This window comes from Streptomyces nodosus (assembly GCF_008704995.1).
GTDB lineage: Bacteria > Actinomycetota > Actinomycetes > Streptomycetales > Streptomycetaceae > Streptomyces > Streptomyces nodosus.
In genome coordinates, this window is the sequence record NZ_CP023747.1 from 4007392 (window position 1) to 4022785 (window position 15394).

A 15394-nucleotide genomic window follows, 5' to 3' on the forward strand; every position below is an offset into this window, starting at 1 on the left:
CGCGCCCCTAAGAGATCGCGCGGATAGATGGGGCGGCGTCGCGGGGCCGGGCACGCACATCTGCGGCGTTGTAGTCAATCACCATGGCTCCGCCATGCCTCAATCCTCCGCCTTGCAGCTGCACGCACCCCACCTATCCGCGCGACCTCTAAGCCCCCCGCATCCCGGCCCGCGCGAACTCCGCCATGCCCTCCTCGAAACCGACCTCCGGCCGCCAGCCCAGCCCGGCCCGCAGCCGCGCCGAGTCCGCGGTGATGTGCCGTACGTCCCCGAGCCGGTACTCACCGGTGACGACCGGCTCGGGCCCGCCGTACGCGGCGGCCAGCGCCCGGGCCATCGCGCCGACGGTGTGCGGTTCACCGCTCCCGGTGTTGTACGCCGTGAGCGCGCCCCGGGCGGCCTCCGCCTCCAGCGCCACCGCATTGGCCGCCGCCACGTCCCGGACGTGCACGAAGTCCCTCAGCTGCCGCCCGTCCTCGAACACCCGCGGTGCCTCGCCCCGGGCGAGGGCCGAGCGGAAGAAGGAGGCGACACCGGCGTACGGGGTGTCGCGTGGCATCCCGGGCCCGTACACATTGTGGTAGCGCAGCGACACCGCCGACCCGCCGGTGCAGCGGGCCCAGGCGGCGGCCAGATGCTCCTGGGCGAGCTTGGTCGCCGCGTACACGTTCCGGGGATCGGCCGGGGCGTCCTCGCCCACCAGGCCGGGCGAGAGGTCGTCCCCGCACTCCGGGCAGACGGGCTCGAACCGTCCCGCGTCGAGATCGGGGACCGCACGCGGCCCGGGCCGTACGACCCCGTGCCGCGGGCACTCGTACCGCCCCTCCCCGTAGACCACCATCGACCCGGCCAGCACCAGGCGCCCGACACCGGCCTCCGCCATCGCGGCGAGCAGCACGGCGGTGCCCAGGTCGTTGCGCGAGACATACTCCGCCGCGTCGGCGACCCCGTTGCCGAGCCCCACCATCGCGGCCTGGTGACACACGGCGTCCACCCCGGCCAGGGCACGTCCCACGGCCCCCGCATCCCGCACATCGGCGCCGGGATCCACCCGCACATCGAACACCACCGCCTCATGCCCGCGCTCCCGCAACGCATCGACGACATGACCCCCGATGAACCCGGCACCGCCGGTGACCAGTACACGCATACGCCCACGCTAGGCCCGCCCCACCACCGCACCACGGGTCCGCACCCGCACGTCATCACTCCGTAAGGCACACCCGGGTGCGCCCTGTGTGACGGATGCGAGCATGGGGCGAGACCAGGGGGAACCACGGGTGGCGGGTGGGGGAGACGTGGCGAGGTCGAGAAGCAAGGCGGTACGGGCACGGGATGCGCGGCGGCGCAGGGCGGCGGTTCGTGGCGGCGACGGATACCGCTTGCCCGTCCATATCGAGCGAGCCGCCGTGGACAGCGGTGTTGCGCGACGGCGGGCTCTCCGGAGAGCGGCTGCGCGCGGGCGTCCGTCTGGACCCGTTCGACGTTTCCTGTGGTGCTGCGCTGCGGCGTTCTTCCTCGGCGTCACGGTGATGTGCGGCGTGGTGGGTGCATCCGCCGCCGGACTGGCCGGGACGCCGGGAGCCTTCACCGCCGATGAGTGCCATCTGGAGGGCAACGGCAAAGGAGGCGAGAGCACGTGGTGTTCGGGCGTGTTCGTCCCTCACGACGGGAGCCTCGTCGACCGGGAGGCGCAGGTGGAGTGGCCCGATGGCCGGGCTGGGGCGCATACACAGGTCAGGACGGTGCTGATCGGCGGATACCAGAGAGAAAGCGGCATCGATGTGGCCCTGATGGCCGGTCTTGGCCCCGTCATGGGTCTCCTGTCGGTCGGATGCGCGTTCGCCGCTCTGTCCCGCGCGACGCAGGACCGACTCGCCCTCCTGCTGCCCGACCGTGCGTTCGCGACCTATATGGAGTCCAGGTCCTGATGGAGCGGCCGTCAGGCGGGTCCGTCCGGGCTTCGGGAGAAGGCCGTGTCGCCGGCTGTCGCCACGATCGCGTCCTTGACGAGCAGCACGCGCGGCGGGTAGTCCTGCGCCTTGTCGCCGGGGTCGTCCAGTGCGGAGGTGCGCCAGATCTCCGCTCCGGTGCGGCTGTCCAGAGCCAGCAGACGGCCGAAGCGGTTGGAGAAATAGACCCGCTTGTACGTCGCCGCCACCGCGGGCGCGGACAGACTCTCCACGTCCGTCACCTTCTGCCAGAGCTGTGTGCCGCTGTCCGCCGACACCGCGGTGACCGACCCGTCGGACCGGACGAAGTAGACGACGCCGTCCACCAGGGTGGCCGCGCCGGTCAGTGGACGTGCCAGCGGTATCCGTCTGATCCGCCCGGTGTCCGGGGCCACCCGCAGCAGTGCGTTGTACGGCCGCTCGTACCCGGCTTCGTACACCTCCTTCGCGGTCTGCGGGGCGAGGAACAGCGGCTCCCCGCCGACGGCGCCGAGCGCTTCCGCCTTCTTGGGCAGTGTGGCGGTCTCGGCCACGCTGCCGGGTTCGAGCTTCATCAGGTCGACCGGTGCCTGGCCGGGCTCGGTGCCCTCCGAGCACAGGGCGTAGGGGACGCCTCCCAGCGCCGTGGGAGTGCAGTATTCGTCCAGCGAGGGCGCCCGCCACAGTTCCTTGCCGGACGGTCCGTAGGCCACGAACCACGAGGAGTCGGGAGACAGGGTCAGCAGCCCGCCGTCGTACAGGACCGCCTTCTCGGCCCGATTGATGTCACGTTGCCACCGCCGGTGCCCGGTACCGGCGTCAAGGGCCACCACCCGCCTGGTGTTGTCATCCGGTTCCTCGTACACATAGACCAGCCCGTCGCGAACGCCGATCGGCTGCGCCCCCTGAGGGCGGGTCCCGGTCCGCCACAGGATGCGACCGGAGGCCGCGTCGACCTTGGCGGTCGTGAATCCCCTGCCGCCACAGAACAGTGCGCTTCCCTCCGCCACGCATCCGGGGCTGCTGTAGTCGAGAGGGACACCCTTCACGTCGTACCGCAGCTTCGTCCGCCACGGCCGCCAGCCGTCGGGCAGGGACGCGGCACGGGCGGTGGCGTCGGAGGCGGTGGTGTCCGAGCCGGACATGTAGACCCCCGCCCCGATACACAGCCCGGCGACGGCCAGCGTCGCGCCCAGGCCGGTGAGCAGCATCCGCGCACGTCGGCGCTTGCCGGTGCCGGTGACGGCACCGGTGTCTGCGTCGGCAGGGGCACCCGCGGCGGTGGTGGTCGAGCTCGGAGCAGCAGGGCGGCGCCGGGGCTGCGCGGACGGTCCGGTCTCAGAGGACCCGACGGCATCGGACTCCGGCAGCGCCTGGAGCATGCGGTGGAGGTCCGTCAGTTCCGGCCGTGCGGCCGGGTCCTTGTCCAGGCAGCGCTCGACGATGCCCAGGAGCGCCTCGGGCACCCCGTCGAGGTCCGGGGTCCCATGCACCACCTGATAGCCGGTGATGTACGGGCTGTCGGCGTCGAACGGTCCGTTGCCGACGGCCGCGAACACCAGCAGCGACCCCAGCGAGAACACGTCCGAGGCCGGGGTGACGTCTCGGGGAGAGGCCAGTTGTTCCGGCGACATGAAGGGCGGAGTGCCGATCATCCGCCCGGTCGTGGTGAGGTTCTGGCTGTCGGAAGCGCGCGATATGCCGAAGTCGATGACGCGTGGCCCGTCCTCGGTCATCAGGACGTTGCCCGGTTTGAGGTCCCGGTGCACCAGGCCCACCCGGTGGATGTCGCGCAGCGCCTCCGTGAGCCCCAGCCCCAGCGCGCGCAGTTCCCGTCGGCTCAACGGGCCGTTCTTCTCCACGACTTCGGCGAGGTTGAGCCCCGGCACATAGAGCGTCGCCATCCAGGGCCGGTCGGCGTCCGGGTCGGCGTCCACGACAGGCGCGGTGAAGGCACCGCTCACCCTGCGCGCCGCCGCGATCTCCTGCCGGAAGCGCGTCCGGAACTCCTCCTCCTGGGCATACGGCCCGCGCACGAGCTTGACCGCGACCTGCCGTCCCGAGGCGGAGACCCCCAGATAGACGACCCCCATGCCGCCCGCCCCGAGCCGGCCGAGAAGGGTGTACCCGCCGATGGACTCCGGGTCCCCGGTGTTCAGGGGCGTCATCGCCGCTCACCCTTCCCCAAGCCTGCCTGCCTCACGGGGATCAGCGTAGGTCCTGCTTTCCCGGAGACGGAGCCCGGCCGTCGTTGCCGCCGCCCTCGCTCTCACCGGCCTCCGGGCCACCGAGCAGAGCGCCTCCGCCGCCACGACAAGGCCGCCACGCTCGCTCCGACCCCCCCCCGGCACCAACTAGCAGTGATCTCGTGGCTCCCCTGAGCGTGACCTTGCGCCCTACCGGTGACGCCAGACCTCCGCAGGGGCGATGTCCCACGAACTGCCCGCGATGTCCCTCGTGTCGAAGAACAAGGCCCAGGTCATGACGGCATCGCCGGCGCGCTGCGCGCCCAGTTCGATCTCGAAGCCGACGACGACCATGTTTCCTCCAGGGCTGAACGTGATCCCCGTGTCGTGTGCGGTGGCGTACGCCTCCATCTCTTGGGAGACCTCCGACGGCACGCGGCCGATCAGACGGATCCCCTCATGGGTGACCTGCGGCCCGAGCAGCCCGTCGACGAGCACGCACGTCAGGCCGACACCCTCGACGAAGTAGCACTTCACCGCCGGCCGGCTCCGGTGCGGTCCGCGCTTGCGGAACTCGACGCGCCATTGCGATCGGCTCGTCGAGTGCCAGTCCCCCATGTCGTGCAGTTCGGGGACGAAGCCGTGCTCCGCCATGGCGGCGACGGCGTCGCCGCGTTCCGTTCCGAAGCTCAGCGGCCCGATGGCCTGGCGAGGGGCGTAGCCCCACTGAGCCCGCTCCGAATCCGCGAGTACCGTCCAGTCGTCCGTGTTCACGACCTGATGATCGTCCACGCGGTTGCATTCAGCGCAATCCAGCCGAAGCGATCCGAGGCAACCGGCCGAGCACCTTCGTCGACGCTGCGGCCATCTGTCGCGCGACGGCTCACCTTGCTCCCGACATACCGGCCCTCGATCCCTTCCGGCCGTACGCCCCGCCGATGCCGGTGAAGCCGTCCGGGCCCATGGCCACGGCCGCCCCGGTCACCGACTCATCGGAAGCTCCGCCAGCACTTCGAGACCTACGCCGAACCGGGGCCGGGCAGGTCGAGACGAGGTCTCCAGTCACGGGTGCGCCGGGCAGTGCTGCTGGTGGCAGGCGACAAGGCCGGAAACTGGCAGCGTTGGTACGACGCCAACATCCCGATCGCCGAGGAGCGCTACCGGGCGCATGTGACCGATCTTGAGACCAGGGAGTACGAATGAGCACCGTCGGCTGGGAGGAGACCAAGCGCAGGGCGCGCGAGCGGCGCGAGGCCGCTGGGCTGCCGGTGCGTTCGGCTCAGGAGAAGCAGGCTGCCATGGACCGGTTGACCGCGGAGGTGCGCGCTCACAAGCTTGCAGAGGTCCGACGTGAACAGGCGCTGACCCAGCGCCAGGTCGCCGCATCCATGGGGGTCTCGGCACCTCGCGTCTCCGCGATCGAGCACGGCGAGCTGGACCGGGCCGAAGTCGCGACACTCCGAGCCTATGTGGAAGCGCTGGGTGGCCGACTGCGTGTAGTCGCGGACTTCGGAGACGCGGAGTACACCGTGGCCTGAGCCGACTGCCGCTCCTGCCGCCCGGCACGGACGGCCCTTCGGTGGGCTCCAGAAGCCGTGGAAGCATCCGGGCGAGTATGGAAAGCCCTCGGCAACGAACAAGGCCCAGGTCGCTGACCTGGGCCTCGATCATGGAGCGGGTGACGAGAATCGAACTCGCGCTCTCAGCTTGGGAAGCTGATGTTCTACCATTAAACTACACCCGCGTAAGACACCGTTCGCCCGGTGTCGGAATGCTCGCTCACTGTACCTCATCTCGGACCTCAGGCGCTGAAGCCCTGGGGTCCGCGATCGTTCGGAGGGGGCGATGCGGCTGCGGCGGGGCGGAGTTGGGGCGTACGGTGGGGGTGCCCTAGAGGGGACCGGGGTGGTCGGAGTGCCGCCTGGAGGGCCTTCCCTTTGATCCCGTAATGTGGCTTTCGTCGTCCGACACGCCAGTGAGACGAAGGCTCTTGGGGAAGGGACTCAGAGGACTTGATGGAGCGCACCGTCGTCCGTTGTGCCGAGGGGCACGTGTTCAGCACCGCTTCGTTCCCGATGCAGCAGGCCGAGCGGCTCGGCCCTGGCCGGCTCGTCCGGTGTCCGCGCTGCGCCCGGCTGCGCAGTGCGGTGCCGGTGGCCATGGAGAAGCAGTAGCGGTCCAGCGGTAGAAGGGCGCGCGGAGTGGCCGCGATTGTGGGCGCTCCGCGCGCCTTGCGTATTCTCGGGATGTGCTTCTCTCAGACAAGGACATCCGGACCGAGATCGACAAGGGCCGGGTCGTGATCGACCCGTTCGATCCGACCATGGTGCAGCCCTCGAGCATCGATGTGCGGCTCGACCGCTACTTCCGGGTGTTCGAGAACCACAAGTACCCGCACATCGACCCCTCCGTGGAGCAGGTCGACCTCACGCGGCTCGTCGAGCCCGAGGGGGACGAGCCGTTCATCCTGCATCCCGGGGAGTTCGTGCTGGCCTCGACGTACGAGGTCATCACCCTGCCCGACGATCTCGCCTCGAGGCTGGAGGGCAAGAGTTCCCTGGGGCGTCTCGGGCTCGTCACCCACTCCACCGCCGGGTTCATCGACCCCGGCTTCTCGGGGCATGTGACGCTCGAGCTGTCGAATCTCGCCACCCTTCCGATCAAGCTCTGGCCGGGGATGAAGATCGGGCAGCTGTGCTTGTTCCGGCTGACCTCGCCGTCCGAGTTCCCGTACGGCAGTGAGCGCTACGGCTCGCGCTATCAGGGCCAGCGCGGTCCCACCGCCTCCCGCTCCTTCGTCAACTTCCACCGGACCCAGGTGTGAGCGGGGTGAGTGACACCAGGGAGAACCTGACCTACGAGATGTTCGGGCACGCCGTCCGCGAGCTCGCCCAGACCATCGCCGACGACGGCTACCAGCCCGATGTCGTGCTCAGCATCGCGCGCGGCGGAGTCTTTGTGGCCGGTGGGCTCGCATACGCCCTGGACTGCAAGAACATCCACCTGGTCAACGTCGAGTTCTACACGGGCGTCGGCACCACCCTCGACATGCCGGTCATGCTCGCCCCGGTGCCCAATGTGATCGACTTCACCGACAAGAAGGTGCTGATCGCCGACGACGTGGCGGACACCGGCAGGACGCTCAAGCTGGTGCACGACTTCTGTCTGGAAGCCGTGGCCGAGGTCCGCTCCGCCGTGATCTACGAGAAGCCGCACTCCCTCGTGAAGTGCGAGTACGTGTGGAAGCGCACGGATAAGTGGATCAACTTCCCGTGGAGCGTGCTGCCCCCGGTGCGGAGGGGCGGGGAGCCCGTCTCTCCGTCGCGCGAGGCGCTCTGACCCGTATCCCGAGCAGGTCCGTCGGAAGGGTGTCCACCGGACCGGAGCGGCCCTGGTGTGCCGCGGCGGCGTGTGTGACGATGACCGGCGTGTACGGGGTTCTGGTGGGGGCGGCCGCGATGGTCATAGCAACAGTGATCGCGGTGGGGATCGTGAGCGTCGTGACGGGCTGGGTGCCGCGGTGGGAGCGGCGCAAGGTCCGGCGGCCGCGGCTGTGGGGTTACGGCGCGCTGGTGAGCGCCGTCGGCATGTCCGTCTTCGTCTTCCTCGGCCCCTTCGACGACGCCCTGTCCTCCCGGACGGTCCTGGCGGTCGCGGGCCTTGCGGTGTGGGTCCTCGGAGCGGCCGTGCAGATGACGGCGCGGCGCCCCGGCCGTACCGCGTGAGCACGGGGGACGGCGGTACGGGCACGGGAAAGGCCCCCGCGGACGTGCCGCCGGGGGCCCTGGGGCGGCACGCGGGACGTGGCGGGTCCCGCGTGCTCAGCTACTACGTGTGCGTGGAGTGCCGGGGGAGCGCTCAGAACGTGCCCAGTTTGATGATCGACAGGATCGCGATCAGCTGGATCGCCGAGGCGCCCAGCGCACGGGGCCACGGCAGGTCGTGGGACTTGGACACCATCAGGGTCAGCAGCGCGCCTGCGGCCACCCAGGTCGCCCAGCCCAGGAGCTGGACGAAGGAGGCGTCGCCGCCGAAGAACATCGCCACCACCAGGCGCGGTGCGTCCGTGATGGACATGATCAGCATGGAGAGGCCGACCGTGGGCTGCCAGGCGCCGTCTCCGCCCAGCTGACGGGCCAGGGTGTGCGTGACCACGCCCAGGACGAAGGTGCTGATCACCATGGCCACGGCCGTGATCAGGACGATCGGGATGGCGTTCGACAAGGTGGCGTTGATCGCGTCCTGGCGTGCGCCGTCGAAGCCGAAGACCGCGAGCAGGCCGTACAGGAAGGTCACGATCAGGGCCGGGGCCCACATCGTGTAGTCGCGCATCCTGAGGAAGGTCTGGTGGGGGGACAGCACGATTCCCCGCAGCAGGTCGTTCCAGTGCAGGGGCGGGCCTATCGGCGGTGCCGGGGCCTGGCCGGCGCGGTAGGTCCCGCCCGCGTTGTAGGGGTCCTCCCCGATGGAGAACGCCTGGGTCTGGCCCGGGTGGTCCGCCGCGTACGGATCCGCCGTCCCGGGCCGTCCCGGGCCGTCGTCGAAGTACTCCGGCTCTCCCTGGCCCTGCGGCGCCTGCCATTGCGGCCGGCCGCCGTAGGGCGCCGCGCCGCCGTACTGCTGCTGCGGCGGCGCGGAGGGGTAGCCGTACGCCGGGCCCTGGGGCGCCTGCTGTCCGTACGGGGAGTGCTGCGGTCGCGCTTGCGGGGCGCGGTTGTCACGACCGCGTCCGATCCTGAATCCAGCCACGCCCTCGAACGTACCTGGTCCCGGTCGGTGAGGGGCGGGCTCGGGCGGACCGCCCCGGCTTTGCTGCCGAGCTGTGACATCCCCTAGGGGGAGTAACGCGGGGATGTGTCGGGGTCGTTCGGGAGGGATGCCGAGGGAACCTTGGGGGCCCGGGGGACCCGGGGACCTCGGGGGACGTCAGGAGGAGAGGGGGATCGGGGAGCGGGGAGCGGGCACGGGGCCCGGTGCGGTCCCGCGCGGTGCGCGGGACCTTCGACCGGTCGACGGAGGGCCGGGCCACGGGCGGTCCTACTGCGGTGCGGCCGGGGTACCCGCGGTCGGGGACAGCGGGCCGGCCTTGCGGCCCGCCCGGGAATGCGGCATCGCCATGGGCCGGAGCGATCTGCCGCGGCGCCCTCCGGTGGGCCGCAGCGGAAGGGCGCTGCGGGCGATGTCGGCCGCAGCCATCCTCCCGGGCGCCGCGGCACCCGCGGCGGCGGTGACGGGGGAGGAGGGGATCTCGAGGAGCAGCAGTACCGTGCCGGCCCCCACCACGCAGGCGGCGACGAGTGCGACACCGGGAGCGAGCAGGCCGTAGGTCACCAGCACGGCCGACAGACAGCAGGCGACGGTGAACACGCTGAGGCTGCGCACGACCTGGCGGACCGACAGGCCGAGCCGCCGCAACCGGTGGGCGATGTGGTCCGTGCCGCCCTGCATCAGGGGCCTCGACTCCCGGTAGCGGGACAGCATCACCAGGGTGGTGTCCAGGGTCGGGACCAGGGTGGCGAGCACCAGGCTGGCGGGCCCGGCGAGGCCGCCGACGTCGTCGTGGAGCACCATCATCGAGGAGGCCAGGGTGAAGCCGAGGAAGAGGGAGCCGGCGTCGCCGAGGAAGATCCGCGCCGGATGCCGGTTGTGGAAGAGGAAACCGACACAGGCTCCCGCGAGGGCCGCCATCACCGGTCCCAGGCCGCCCCGTCCGCCGGCCGGGGCGGTCACACAGGCGAACACCGCGATCACGACGCACAGCGAGGACGCCGCGCCGTCCATGTTGTCCAGCAGATTGAACGCGTTGGTCACGAAGACGATCCATACGACGGCGAGCACCGCGTCGATCGCGCCGCCGAAGATGTCCGGATGGCCTCCGACCAGGACCACCAGCGCGGCCGCCGGTGTCTCGATGCACAGCCGGAGCCCCGCGCTGAGCGGGCGCAGATCGTCGACGAGGCCGACGGTGCACATGAGCGCCGCGCCCCCGAGCAGCACCCCGAGGACCGGGTCGAGGACACCCCCGGCGAGCGCGGTGAGGGTGCCCGCGGTGAGGGTGGCCAGCGCGACGGCGACACCGCCGAGATAGGGCGTCGGGCGGGTGTGCGCCTTGCGGGCGCTGGGCCGGTCGGTGATCCCGCGGCGCAGGGCGAGGCGTCTCAGCGGTTCCGTCAGCACCAGGGCCAGCAGCAGGGCGGTGACGCCCGCGGCGGCCGTGGCGACCGCCGCGCCCACGCCGGTCACCGTCCCGCCAGGGCGGTCTCGGCGGCGGTCCCGCAGGGCGCGGGGAGACGCTGCTCCGGGGTGCTCGGCACGCCCGCCGGCAGCGCCTCGTGCCATTCGCTGCGGGCGTCGGCGAGCGCGTCCGCGATGATGTCGTCGAGGGTGTGCCGGGGCTGCCAGCCCGTGAGCGCACGGAGTTTCGCGGTGTCGGGGACCCGCCGCTCCATGTCCTCGAAGCCCGGCCCGTAGGCCTCGGCGTACGACAGGTGCTGCACGGGGGAGACGCTTCCGGCCCGGGTGATGATCCGGTCGGCGAGCTCACGGACGCTGATCTCGTCGTCGGCACCGATGTTGAAGGTCTCCCCCTCGGCCTCCGGGCGCTCCAGCAGGAGCAGCAGCGCAGCCACGGCGTCGGCGACATGCAGGAAGCAGCGCCGCTGGCGGCCCTCCGCATGGATCGTCAGGGGTTCACCCCGGACCGCCTGCCGGGCGAAACGCGGGATGACCATGCCGTACGCCGGGCTCTGGCGGGGGCCCACGGTGTTGAAGAACCGGACGACGGTCGACCGCAGGCCCCGCTCCCGGTGGTAGAGGCAGGCCATGATCTCGTCCACCGCCTTGGCCGTGCTGTACGACCAGCGCGCCACGGACGGGCTTCCCAGGACACGGTCGGAGGTCTCGCTGAGCGGACCGGATGAATTCTTTCCGTAGATTTCCGAAGTACTGGCGACAAGAATCCGGCGGTCGTGTCGCTGCGCGTACTCGATGACGTTTTCGGTGCCTTTTGTGTTCGTGATGAACGACTTCAATGGCTGCTCGACGATGAGCTTGACCCCTACGGCGGCAGCCAGATGGATGACGCTATCGCATTCCCCTACCAGTTCGTCGACGAGCGGTGCATCCAGGACCGAGCCGTGCTGGAAACGAAAACGCGGATCCGTCTGTGCCGACGCGAGGTTGTCCTGTCGTCCGGTGGTGAGGTCGTCGAGGACCACCACGCTGTGTCCCCCGGCGAGCAATGCGTCCACGAGATGGGAGCCGATGAAGCCGGCTCCGCCGGTGACCAGGTACTTCGAACTACGATCCATGTGCGGCTTCACTCCGGTTCAGGTGGTGGGATCTCGGTTCCGCAGAGCTCGATCGCATTGCCGAGCCAACGTTCACCTATGCGATGAATACCGGAAATTGAAACCTCGTCAGATCACGATGGACCGTTCGGCGCGTCCACTGGTTACGGAATCAGAGTGATGCCGGTCGGACACAACCCACATGTTCCGAACGCGACTGCCCCGCATGCGTCAATGGGGGGCGGCGCATGCCGATTTCCCACAATAAGGGAGTGGTGAGGGTGGGTCAGAAAAGCGAAGCGGACAGGCGTAAGCTGATTGTCGTCGGTCTGGGATATGTAGGGCTTCCGCTGGCCGTGCGGGCGGTCGAGGCGGGCTACCTCGTCGTCGGTGTCGACACGGACGAACTGCGGGTGAAACGCCTGGGCGCTTGTGACTCCTACATCGAAGGCGTGGACGACACCCGCCTGATGGCCGCCGTGGACAGCGGCCGCTTCCACGCCACCACGGACTACGACCGGATCGAGGGCTTCGACGTCTGTGTCATCACCGTGCCGACGCCCCTGCGGGAGGGCGTTCCGGACCTGAGTTTCGTGGAGTGCGCCGGCCGGAGCGTCGCCCCGCACCTCACGCCCGGTGCCACCGTGGTCCTGGAGTCCACCACCTACCCCGGGACCACCGAGACCCTGCTGCGTCCGCTGCTGGAGGCGGGCAGCGGGCTGAAGGCGGGCGAGGACTTCCACCTCGGTTACAGCCCGGAGCGCATCGACCCCGGGAACCCCGAGTGGCATCTGGAGAACACGCCCAAGGTGATCTCCGGGATCGACCCCGCGTCGCTGCGCAGCGTCGAGGGCTTCTACGGCGACATCGTGGAGCGCACGGTGCCGGTGAGTTCGTGCCGGACCGCCGAGCTGACCAAGCTCCTGGAGAACACCTACCGGCATGTCAACATCGCGATGGTCAACGAGATGGCCATGGTCTCGCGGCAGTTGGGCGCCGACATCTGGGAGGCCATCGACGCGGCCGGCACCAAGCCGTTCGGTTTCATGCCGTTCCGGCCCGGTCCCGGTGTGGGCGGGCACTGTCTGCCGGTCGACCCCTCCTATCTGTCCTGGCAGGTGAAACGGTTGCTCAGACAGGACCTCCGGTTCATCGGCCTGGCCAACGAGATCAACGACCATATGCCCGCCCATGTCGTCCAGCGGGTCACCCGAGGGCTGAACGAACGCGGCAAATCGGTCAAGGGCTCCCGGGTGCTGCAACTCGGGCTGGCCTACAAGAAGAACACCGGCGACATCCGTGAGTCGCCGGCCCTCGTCCTGGCGCGCTCACTGCTCTCGCTGGGCGCCCGGCTGACCGTGGTGGAGCCGCACACCGACGCGTATCTCGTTCCCCCGGACATCACCCGGGTGGAACTCACCGAGGCGGAGGTGCGGGCGGCCGATGTGATCGTCGTGGCGACCGACCACGACGCCTTCGACTATGCGCTGATCGAGGACGCCGGCGCCTATGTGCTCGACACCCGCAATCGGTGCCGGGGGGAGCGCGTCGAGATCCTCTGACGGGGTCCTGTCCGGGCCGGGCGCGACGGCGGCACCGCCGACGTGGCGCCCGGCCCGGTGGGTTCCTCATCCCTGTGAGGCGAGGCCCTGCCCGTGTCCCCGGCACGGGCAGGGCTTCGTCGATGGCGGGGGCGGCGGCGGGGGCGTACGGGAGGCCGTGGAAAGCCCCCGCCGCGACGATCACGACGGGGGCGCGGGGGCGCGGGGCGCCCGGGGTCAGGCGTACTCCGGCAGGGTGTGGAACCAGCGGACCGTCTCGGCCAGCCCCTGTTCCAGCGGGACCGCCGTGAGCCCCGTGAACAGGCCCCGCAGGATCCCGTCGTCGGCCTGCGAGTCGCGCACATCGCCGCGGCGGGGTTCCACATGGCGGATCTCGACCGCCAGCTCCAGGGCCTTGGCGAGGTGATGGGCGAGTTCCAGGACGCTGACCCGGGTGCCGAAGGCCAGATTGACCGGGCTGTCGCAGGTGACCTTCCGCTGGACGGCGTCGGCGAGCACCCGGGCGACCGTTCCGACATAGGTGAAGTCGCGGGTCTGGTGGCCGTCGCCGTGGACGGTCAGCGGTTCACCGCGCAGCGCCGCGTCGATGAAGGACGGGACGACGGCGGCGTAGGCGTGCCCGGCGGACTGCAGCGGCCCGTAGACGTTGAAGAAGCGGAAGACCAGGGTCGGCAGCCCGAAGGCCGCCGCGTAGGACAGGGCGTAGGCCTCGGTGGCGAGCTTGCTGGCGGCGTAGGGGCTGAGCGGCCGGGTCGGCAGCCCCTCGTGCTTGGGCAGTTCGGCGACCGAGCCGTACACCGAGGACGAGGACGCGGCGACCACAGGGATCCGTCTGCGGCGGCACGCCTCCAGGACACACACGGTGCCGGTGGCGTTGACCTCGTGGCTGGCGAACGGATCCGCCAGGGAACGCGGTACGGACGGCCGCGCCGCCAGATGGACCACGGCGTCGGCGCCGGTCAGCACCTCGTCGAGCAGCGATCGGTCGAGGATGCTGCCCTCGACCAGTTCCGCGCCGGTGCCTGCGAGATGGGCGGCCGAGCCGGTGCTCAGGTCGTCCAGTGCGACGACCCGGCCGACGGAGGGGCGCGAGACCAGCTCGCGGCACAGGTTCGCTCCGATGAACCCGGCACCTCCTGTCACTACGACGTTCAACGGTTCACACCTTTCGGTAGGGCCCTCGGCCACCAGCCGTGTGCGACGGCGAGGGAGGCGTAGAGGTCATGGGTGTCCTGGACCAGGCGTTCGGCCCCGAAGCGCTCCGTCGTCCAGGCGCGGGCCTGCCGCCCCATCCGGTGACGGAGCGCCTCGTCGCGCAGCAGCGCGACGGTGTGGCGGGTGAGCAGCTCGGGGGTGTCCGGCGGGGCCAGGAAACCGGTCCGCCCGTCCTGGACGACCTCCGCCACGCTGCCCACCCGCGTCGACACCGCGGGCAGTCCCGCAAGGCCGGCTTCGATCAGGCTGACCGGCATGCCCTCGTTGTCCGAGGTGAGCAGCACCAGATCCGCGGCGGCGTACACGGTCTCCACATCGGCGCGCCAGCCCAGCAGATGCAGCGCGTCACGCAGATCGGCCGCCTGCTCCAGGTCGCCGTGCAGATCCCCGGCCCCGCACACCAGGAACCGGGCCTCCGGCACGGCGCGACGCACCTCCCGGGCCACCGCCAGGAACCGGTCGGGCCGTTTGATCCGGGTCACGCGGCCGACATAGGCCACGACCGGGCCGTCCCCGGGGACGCCGAGGAGTCTGCGGGCCTCCGAGCGCCCGGGCGGCACGGCCGGGGTGGTGCCGGGCGGGACCACGGCGTACTGCCGGGGCAGGCCGATGCCGGCGGACAGCAGATCGTCGCGGACCCCGCACCCCACGGCCACCAGCCGGTCGGTGACGGCCGCCAGGCGGCGCTCGGCCTGGACCACCAGCCGGGTCTTCGCCGGGGAGAAGTAGCCCTTCAGAAGGTGCCCGTGAAAGGTGTGCACCCGGACGGGCACCCGGGCGAGCACGGCCGCGAGACGGCCCAGCGTTCCCGCCTTGGCGGTGTGGGTGTGCACGATATGGGGCCGGAACCGGCGCATGGCGCCGGTCAGCGCGGCCAGCGCGCGCAGATCGTCGGTGGGCCGCACCGCCCGTCCCAGGGTGGGCACCTGGCGGACCAGTACGTCCGGGGCCCGCTGCTCCACGTAGTCGGCCTCGTCGGGGCCCACCGAACCGGCGTAGAGCCGGTGGTCGAACAGCTCGTCGTCGAGGCCGCGCATCAGCGCCGAGACCTGGAGGGCCGGGCCGCCCACGTTCATGCGTGCGATGACCCGCATCACCCGGATCCGGGAGCCGTCGAGGCCGGTCGTGCGTCGCCGGGCAACCGTCATTCAGCCTCACCGCGTTCCTGGTCACCGCTGAGGCGGGCCCCGTTACATGATCACGACGGGCAG

Annotated in this window: 16 protein-coding genes and 1 tRNA gene; 8 read left to right on the top strand and 9 right to left on the bottom strand. The window is 70.7% G+C overall.

Features of this window, described 5'->3' with window-relative positions; translation table 11 throughout:
• Positions 1-148: 148 nt before the first annotated feature.
• Entirely contained in the window at positions 149-1150 is a 1002-nt protein-coding gene (locus CP978_RS18110) for an NAD-dependent epimerase/dehydratase family protein (protein ID WP_043442281.1), read from the bottom strand.
• A 391-nt stretch (positions 1151-1541) separates the two neighbouring features.
• Between CP978_RS18110 and CP978_RS18115 the strand changes: the two genes are divergently transcribed.
• Complete coding sequence (locus tag CP978_RS18115) at positions 1542-1931, top strand: hypothetical protein (protein WP_144401462.1); 390 nt, start codon at positions 1542-1544, stop codon at positions 1929-1931.
• 11 nt (positions 1932-1942) lie between these two features.
• Here CP978_RS18115 and CP978_RS18120 read toward each other — a convergent pair whose 3' ends face one another.
• Both CP978_RS18120 and CP978_RS18125 read right to left on the bottom strand, forming a co-directional pair.
• Positions 1943-4099 (bottom strand): protein kinase domain-containing protein, encoded by a 2157-nt coding sequence (locus CP978_RS18120; RefSeq protein ID WP_043442287.1) that lies wholly within the window; start codon positions 4097-4099, stop codon positions 1943-1945.
• A gap of 228 nt (positions 4100-4327) precedes the next feature.
• Positions 4328-4891, bottom strand: a complete 564-nt coding sequence (locus CP978_RS18125; protein ID WP_227745405.1) for a hypothetical protein — start codon at positions 4889-4891, stop codon at positions 4328-4330.
• Between the two features lie 294 nt (positions 4892-5185).
• Here CP978_RS18125 and CP978_RS36095 point away from each other — a divergent pair, with 294 nt between their 5' ends.
• Both CP978_RS36095 and CP978_RS18140 read left to right on the top strand, forming a co-directional pair.
• Positions 5186-5320: a hypothetical protein gene (locus CP978_RS36095; RefSeq protein WP_107070400.1), complete on the top strand. Its 135-nt coding sequence runs from the start codon at positions 5186-5188 to the stop codon at positions 5318-5320.
• Positions 5317-5655: an XRE family transcriptional regulator gene (locus CP978_RS18140; protein WP_019982248.1), complete on the top strand. Its 339-nt coding sequence runs from the start codon at positions 5317-5319 to the stop codon at positions 5653-5655. The genes CP978_RS36095 and CP978_RS18140 overlap by 4 nt, the downstream gene beginning before the upstream one ends.
• Positions 5656-5787: 132 nt before the next feature.
• Here the strand turns inward: CP978_RS18140 and CP978_RS18145 are convergent.
• Positions 5788-5861 (bottom strand) — tRNA-Gly (locus CP978_RS18145).
• Positions 5862-6168: 307 nt separating this feature from the next.
• On the opposite strand from CP978_RS18145, the gene CP978_RS36100 reads away from it, so the two are divergent.
• The 4 genes from CP978_RS36100 to CP978_RS18160 all read left to right on the top strand — a co-directional run bounded on the left by CP978_RS36100 (position 6169) and on the right by CP978_RS18160 (position 7842).
• Positions 6169-6291: a hypothetical protein gene (locus CP978_RS36100; protein ID WP_260421445.1), complete on the top strand. Its 123-nt coding sequence runs from the start codon at positions 6169-6171 to the stop codon at positions 6289-6291.
• Between the two features lie 74 nt (positions 6292-6365).
• The gene (dcd, locus tag CP978_RS18150; RefSeq protein ID WP_043442296.1) at positions 6366-6941 is read left to right on the top strand and encodes a dCTP deaminase; all 576 of its coding nucleotides are present in this window, start codon (positions 6366-6368) and stop codon (positions 6939-6941) included.
• 38 nt (positions 6942-6979) lie between these two features.
• The gene (locus CP978_RS18155) at positions 6980-7456 is read left to right on the top strand and encodes a phosphoribosyltransferase (protein ID WP_052454581.1); all 477 of its coding nucleotides are present in this window, start codon (positions 6980-6982) and stop codon (positions 7454-7456) included.
• Positions 7457-7545: 89 nt separating this feature from the next.
• Positions 7546-7842 carry a hypothetical protein gene (locus CP978_RS18160; protein WP_227745406.1) on the top strand — a complete coding sequence of 99 codons (297 nt, stop codon included), beginning with the start codon at positions 7546-7548 and terminating at the stop codon, positions 7840-7842.
• Between the two features lie 133 nt (positions 7843-7975).
• Here the strand turns inward: CP978_RS18160 and CP978_RS18165 are convergent, their stop codons facing one another.
• From CP978_RS18165 to CP978_RS18175, 3 genes are all read right to left on the bottom strand, one after another.
• Positions 7976-8866 carry a Yip1 family protein gene (locus CP978_RS18165; protein ID WP_043442302.1) on the bottom strand — a complete coding sequence of 297 codons (891 nt, stop codon included), beginning with the start codon at positions 8864-8866 and terminating at the stop codon, positions 7976-7978.
• A 288-nt stretch (positions 8867-9154) separates the two neighbouring features.
• Positions 9155-10351: an MraY family glycosyltransferase gene (locus CP978_RS18170; RefSeq protein ID WP_158508337.1), complete on the bottom strand. Its 1197-nt coding sequence runs from the start codon at positions 10349-10351 to the stop codon at positions 9155-9157.
• A gap of 5 nt (positions 10352-10356) precedes the next feature.
• A complete protein-coding gene (locus tag CP978_RS18175) occupies positions 10357-11427 on the bottom strand; it encodes an NAD-dependent epimerase/dehydratase family protein (RefSeq protein ID WP_063839065.1) in 1071 nt (356 codons plus the stop codon).
• Positions 11428-11687: 260 nt separating this feature from the next.
• Between CP978_RS18175 and CP978_RS18180 the strand changes: the two genes are divergently transcribed.
• On the top strand, positions 11688-12968 hold the full coding sequence (locus tag CP978_RS18180) for a nucleotide sugar dehydrogenase (RefSeq protein ID WP_052454169.1): 1281 nt from the start codon (positions 11688-11690) through the stop codon (positions 12966-12968).
• Between the two features lie 216 nt (positions 12969-13184).
• On the opposite strand, the gene CP978_RS18185 is transcribed toward CP978_RS18180, so the two are convergent.
• Complete coding sequence (locus CP978_RS18185) at positions 13185-14123, bottom strand: NAD-dependent epimerase/dehydratase family protein (RefSeq protein WP_043442304.1); 939 nt, start codon at positions 14121-14123, stop codon at positions 13185-13187.
• Complete coding sequence (locus CP978_RS18190; RefSeq protein ID WP_052454170.1) at positions 14120-15331, bottom strand: glycosyltransferase; 1212 nt, start codon at positions 15329-15331, stop codon at positions 14120-14122. The genes CP978_RS18185 and CP978_RS18190 overlap by 4 nt, the downstream gene beginning before the upstream one ends.
• Positions 15332-15394 lie beyond the last annotated feature (63 nt).

Bases quoted from the DNA above. Each gene is read 5' to 3' on its own strand.
- CP978_RS18175 (WP_063839065.1), bottom strand. From the start codon at position 11,427: ATGGATCGTAGTTCGAAGTACCTGGTCACCGGCGGAGCCGGCTTCATC.
- CP978_RS18155 (WP_052454581.1), top strand. From the start codon at position 6,980: ATGTTCGGGCACGCCGTCCGCGAGCTCGCCCAGACCATCGCCGACGAC.
- CP978_RS18190 (WP_052454170.1), bottom strand. From the start codon at position 15,331: ATGACGGTTGCCCGGCGACGCACGACCGGCCTCGACGGCTCCCGGATC.
- CP978_RS18140 (WP_019982248.1), top strand. From the start codon at position 5,317: ATGAGCACCGTCGGCTGGGAGGAGACCAAGCGCAGGGCGCGCGAGCGG.
- CP978_RS18120 (WP_043442287.1), bottom strand. From the start codon at position 4,099: ATGACGCCCCTGAACACCGGGGACCCGGAGTCCATCGGCGGGTACACC.
- CP978_RS18110 (WP_043442281.1), bottom strand. From the start codon at position 1,150: ATGCGTGTACTGGTCACCGGCGGTGCCGGGTTCATCGGGGGTCATGTC.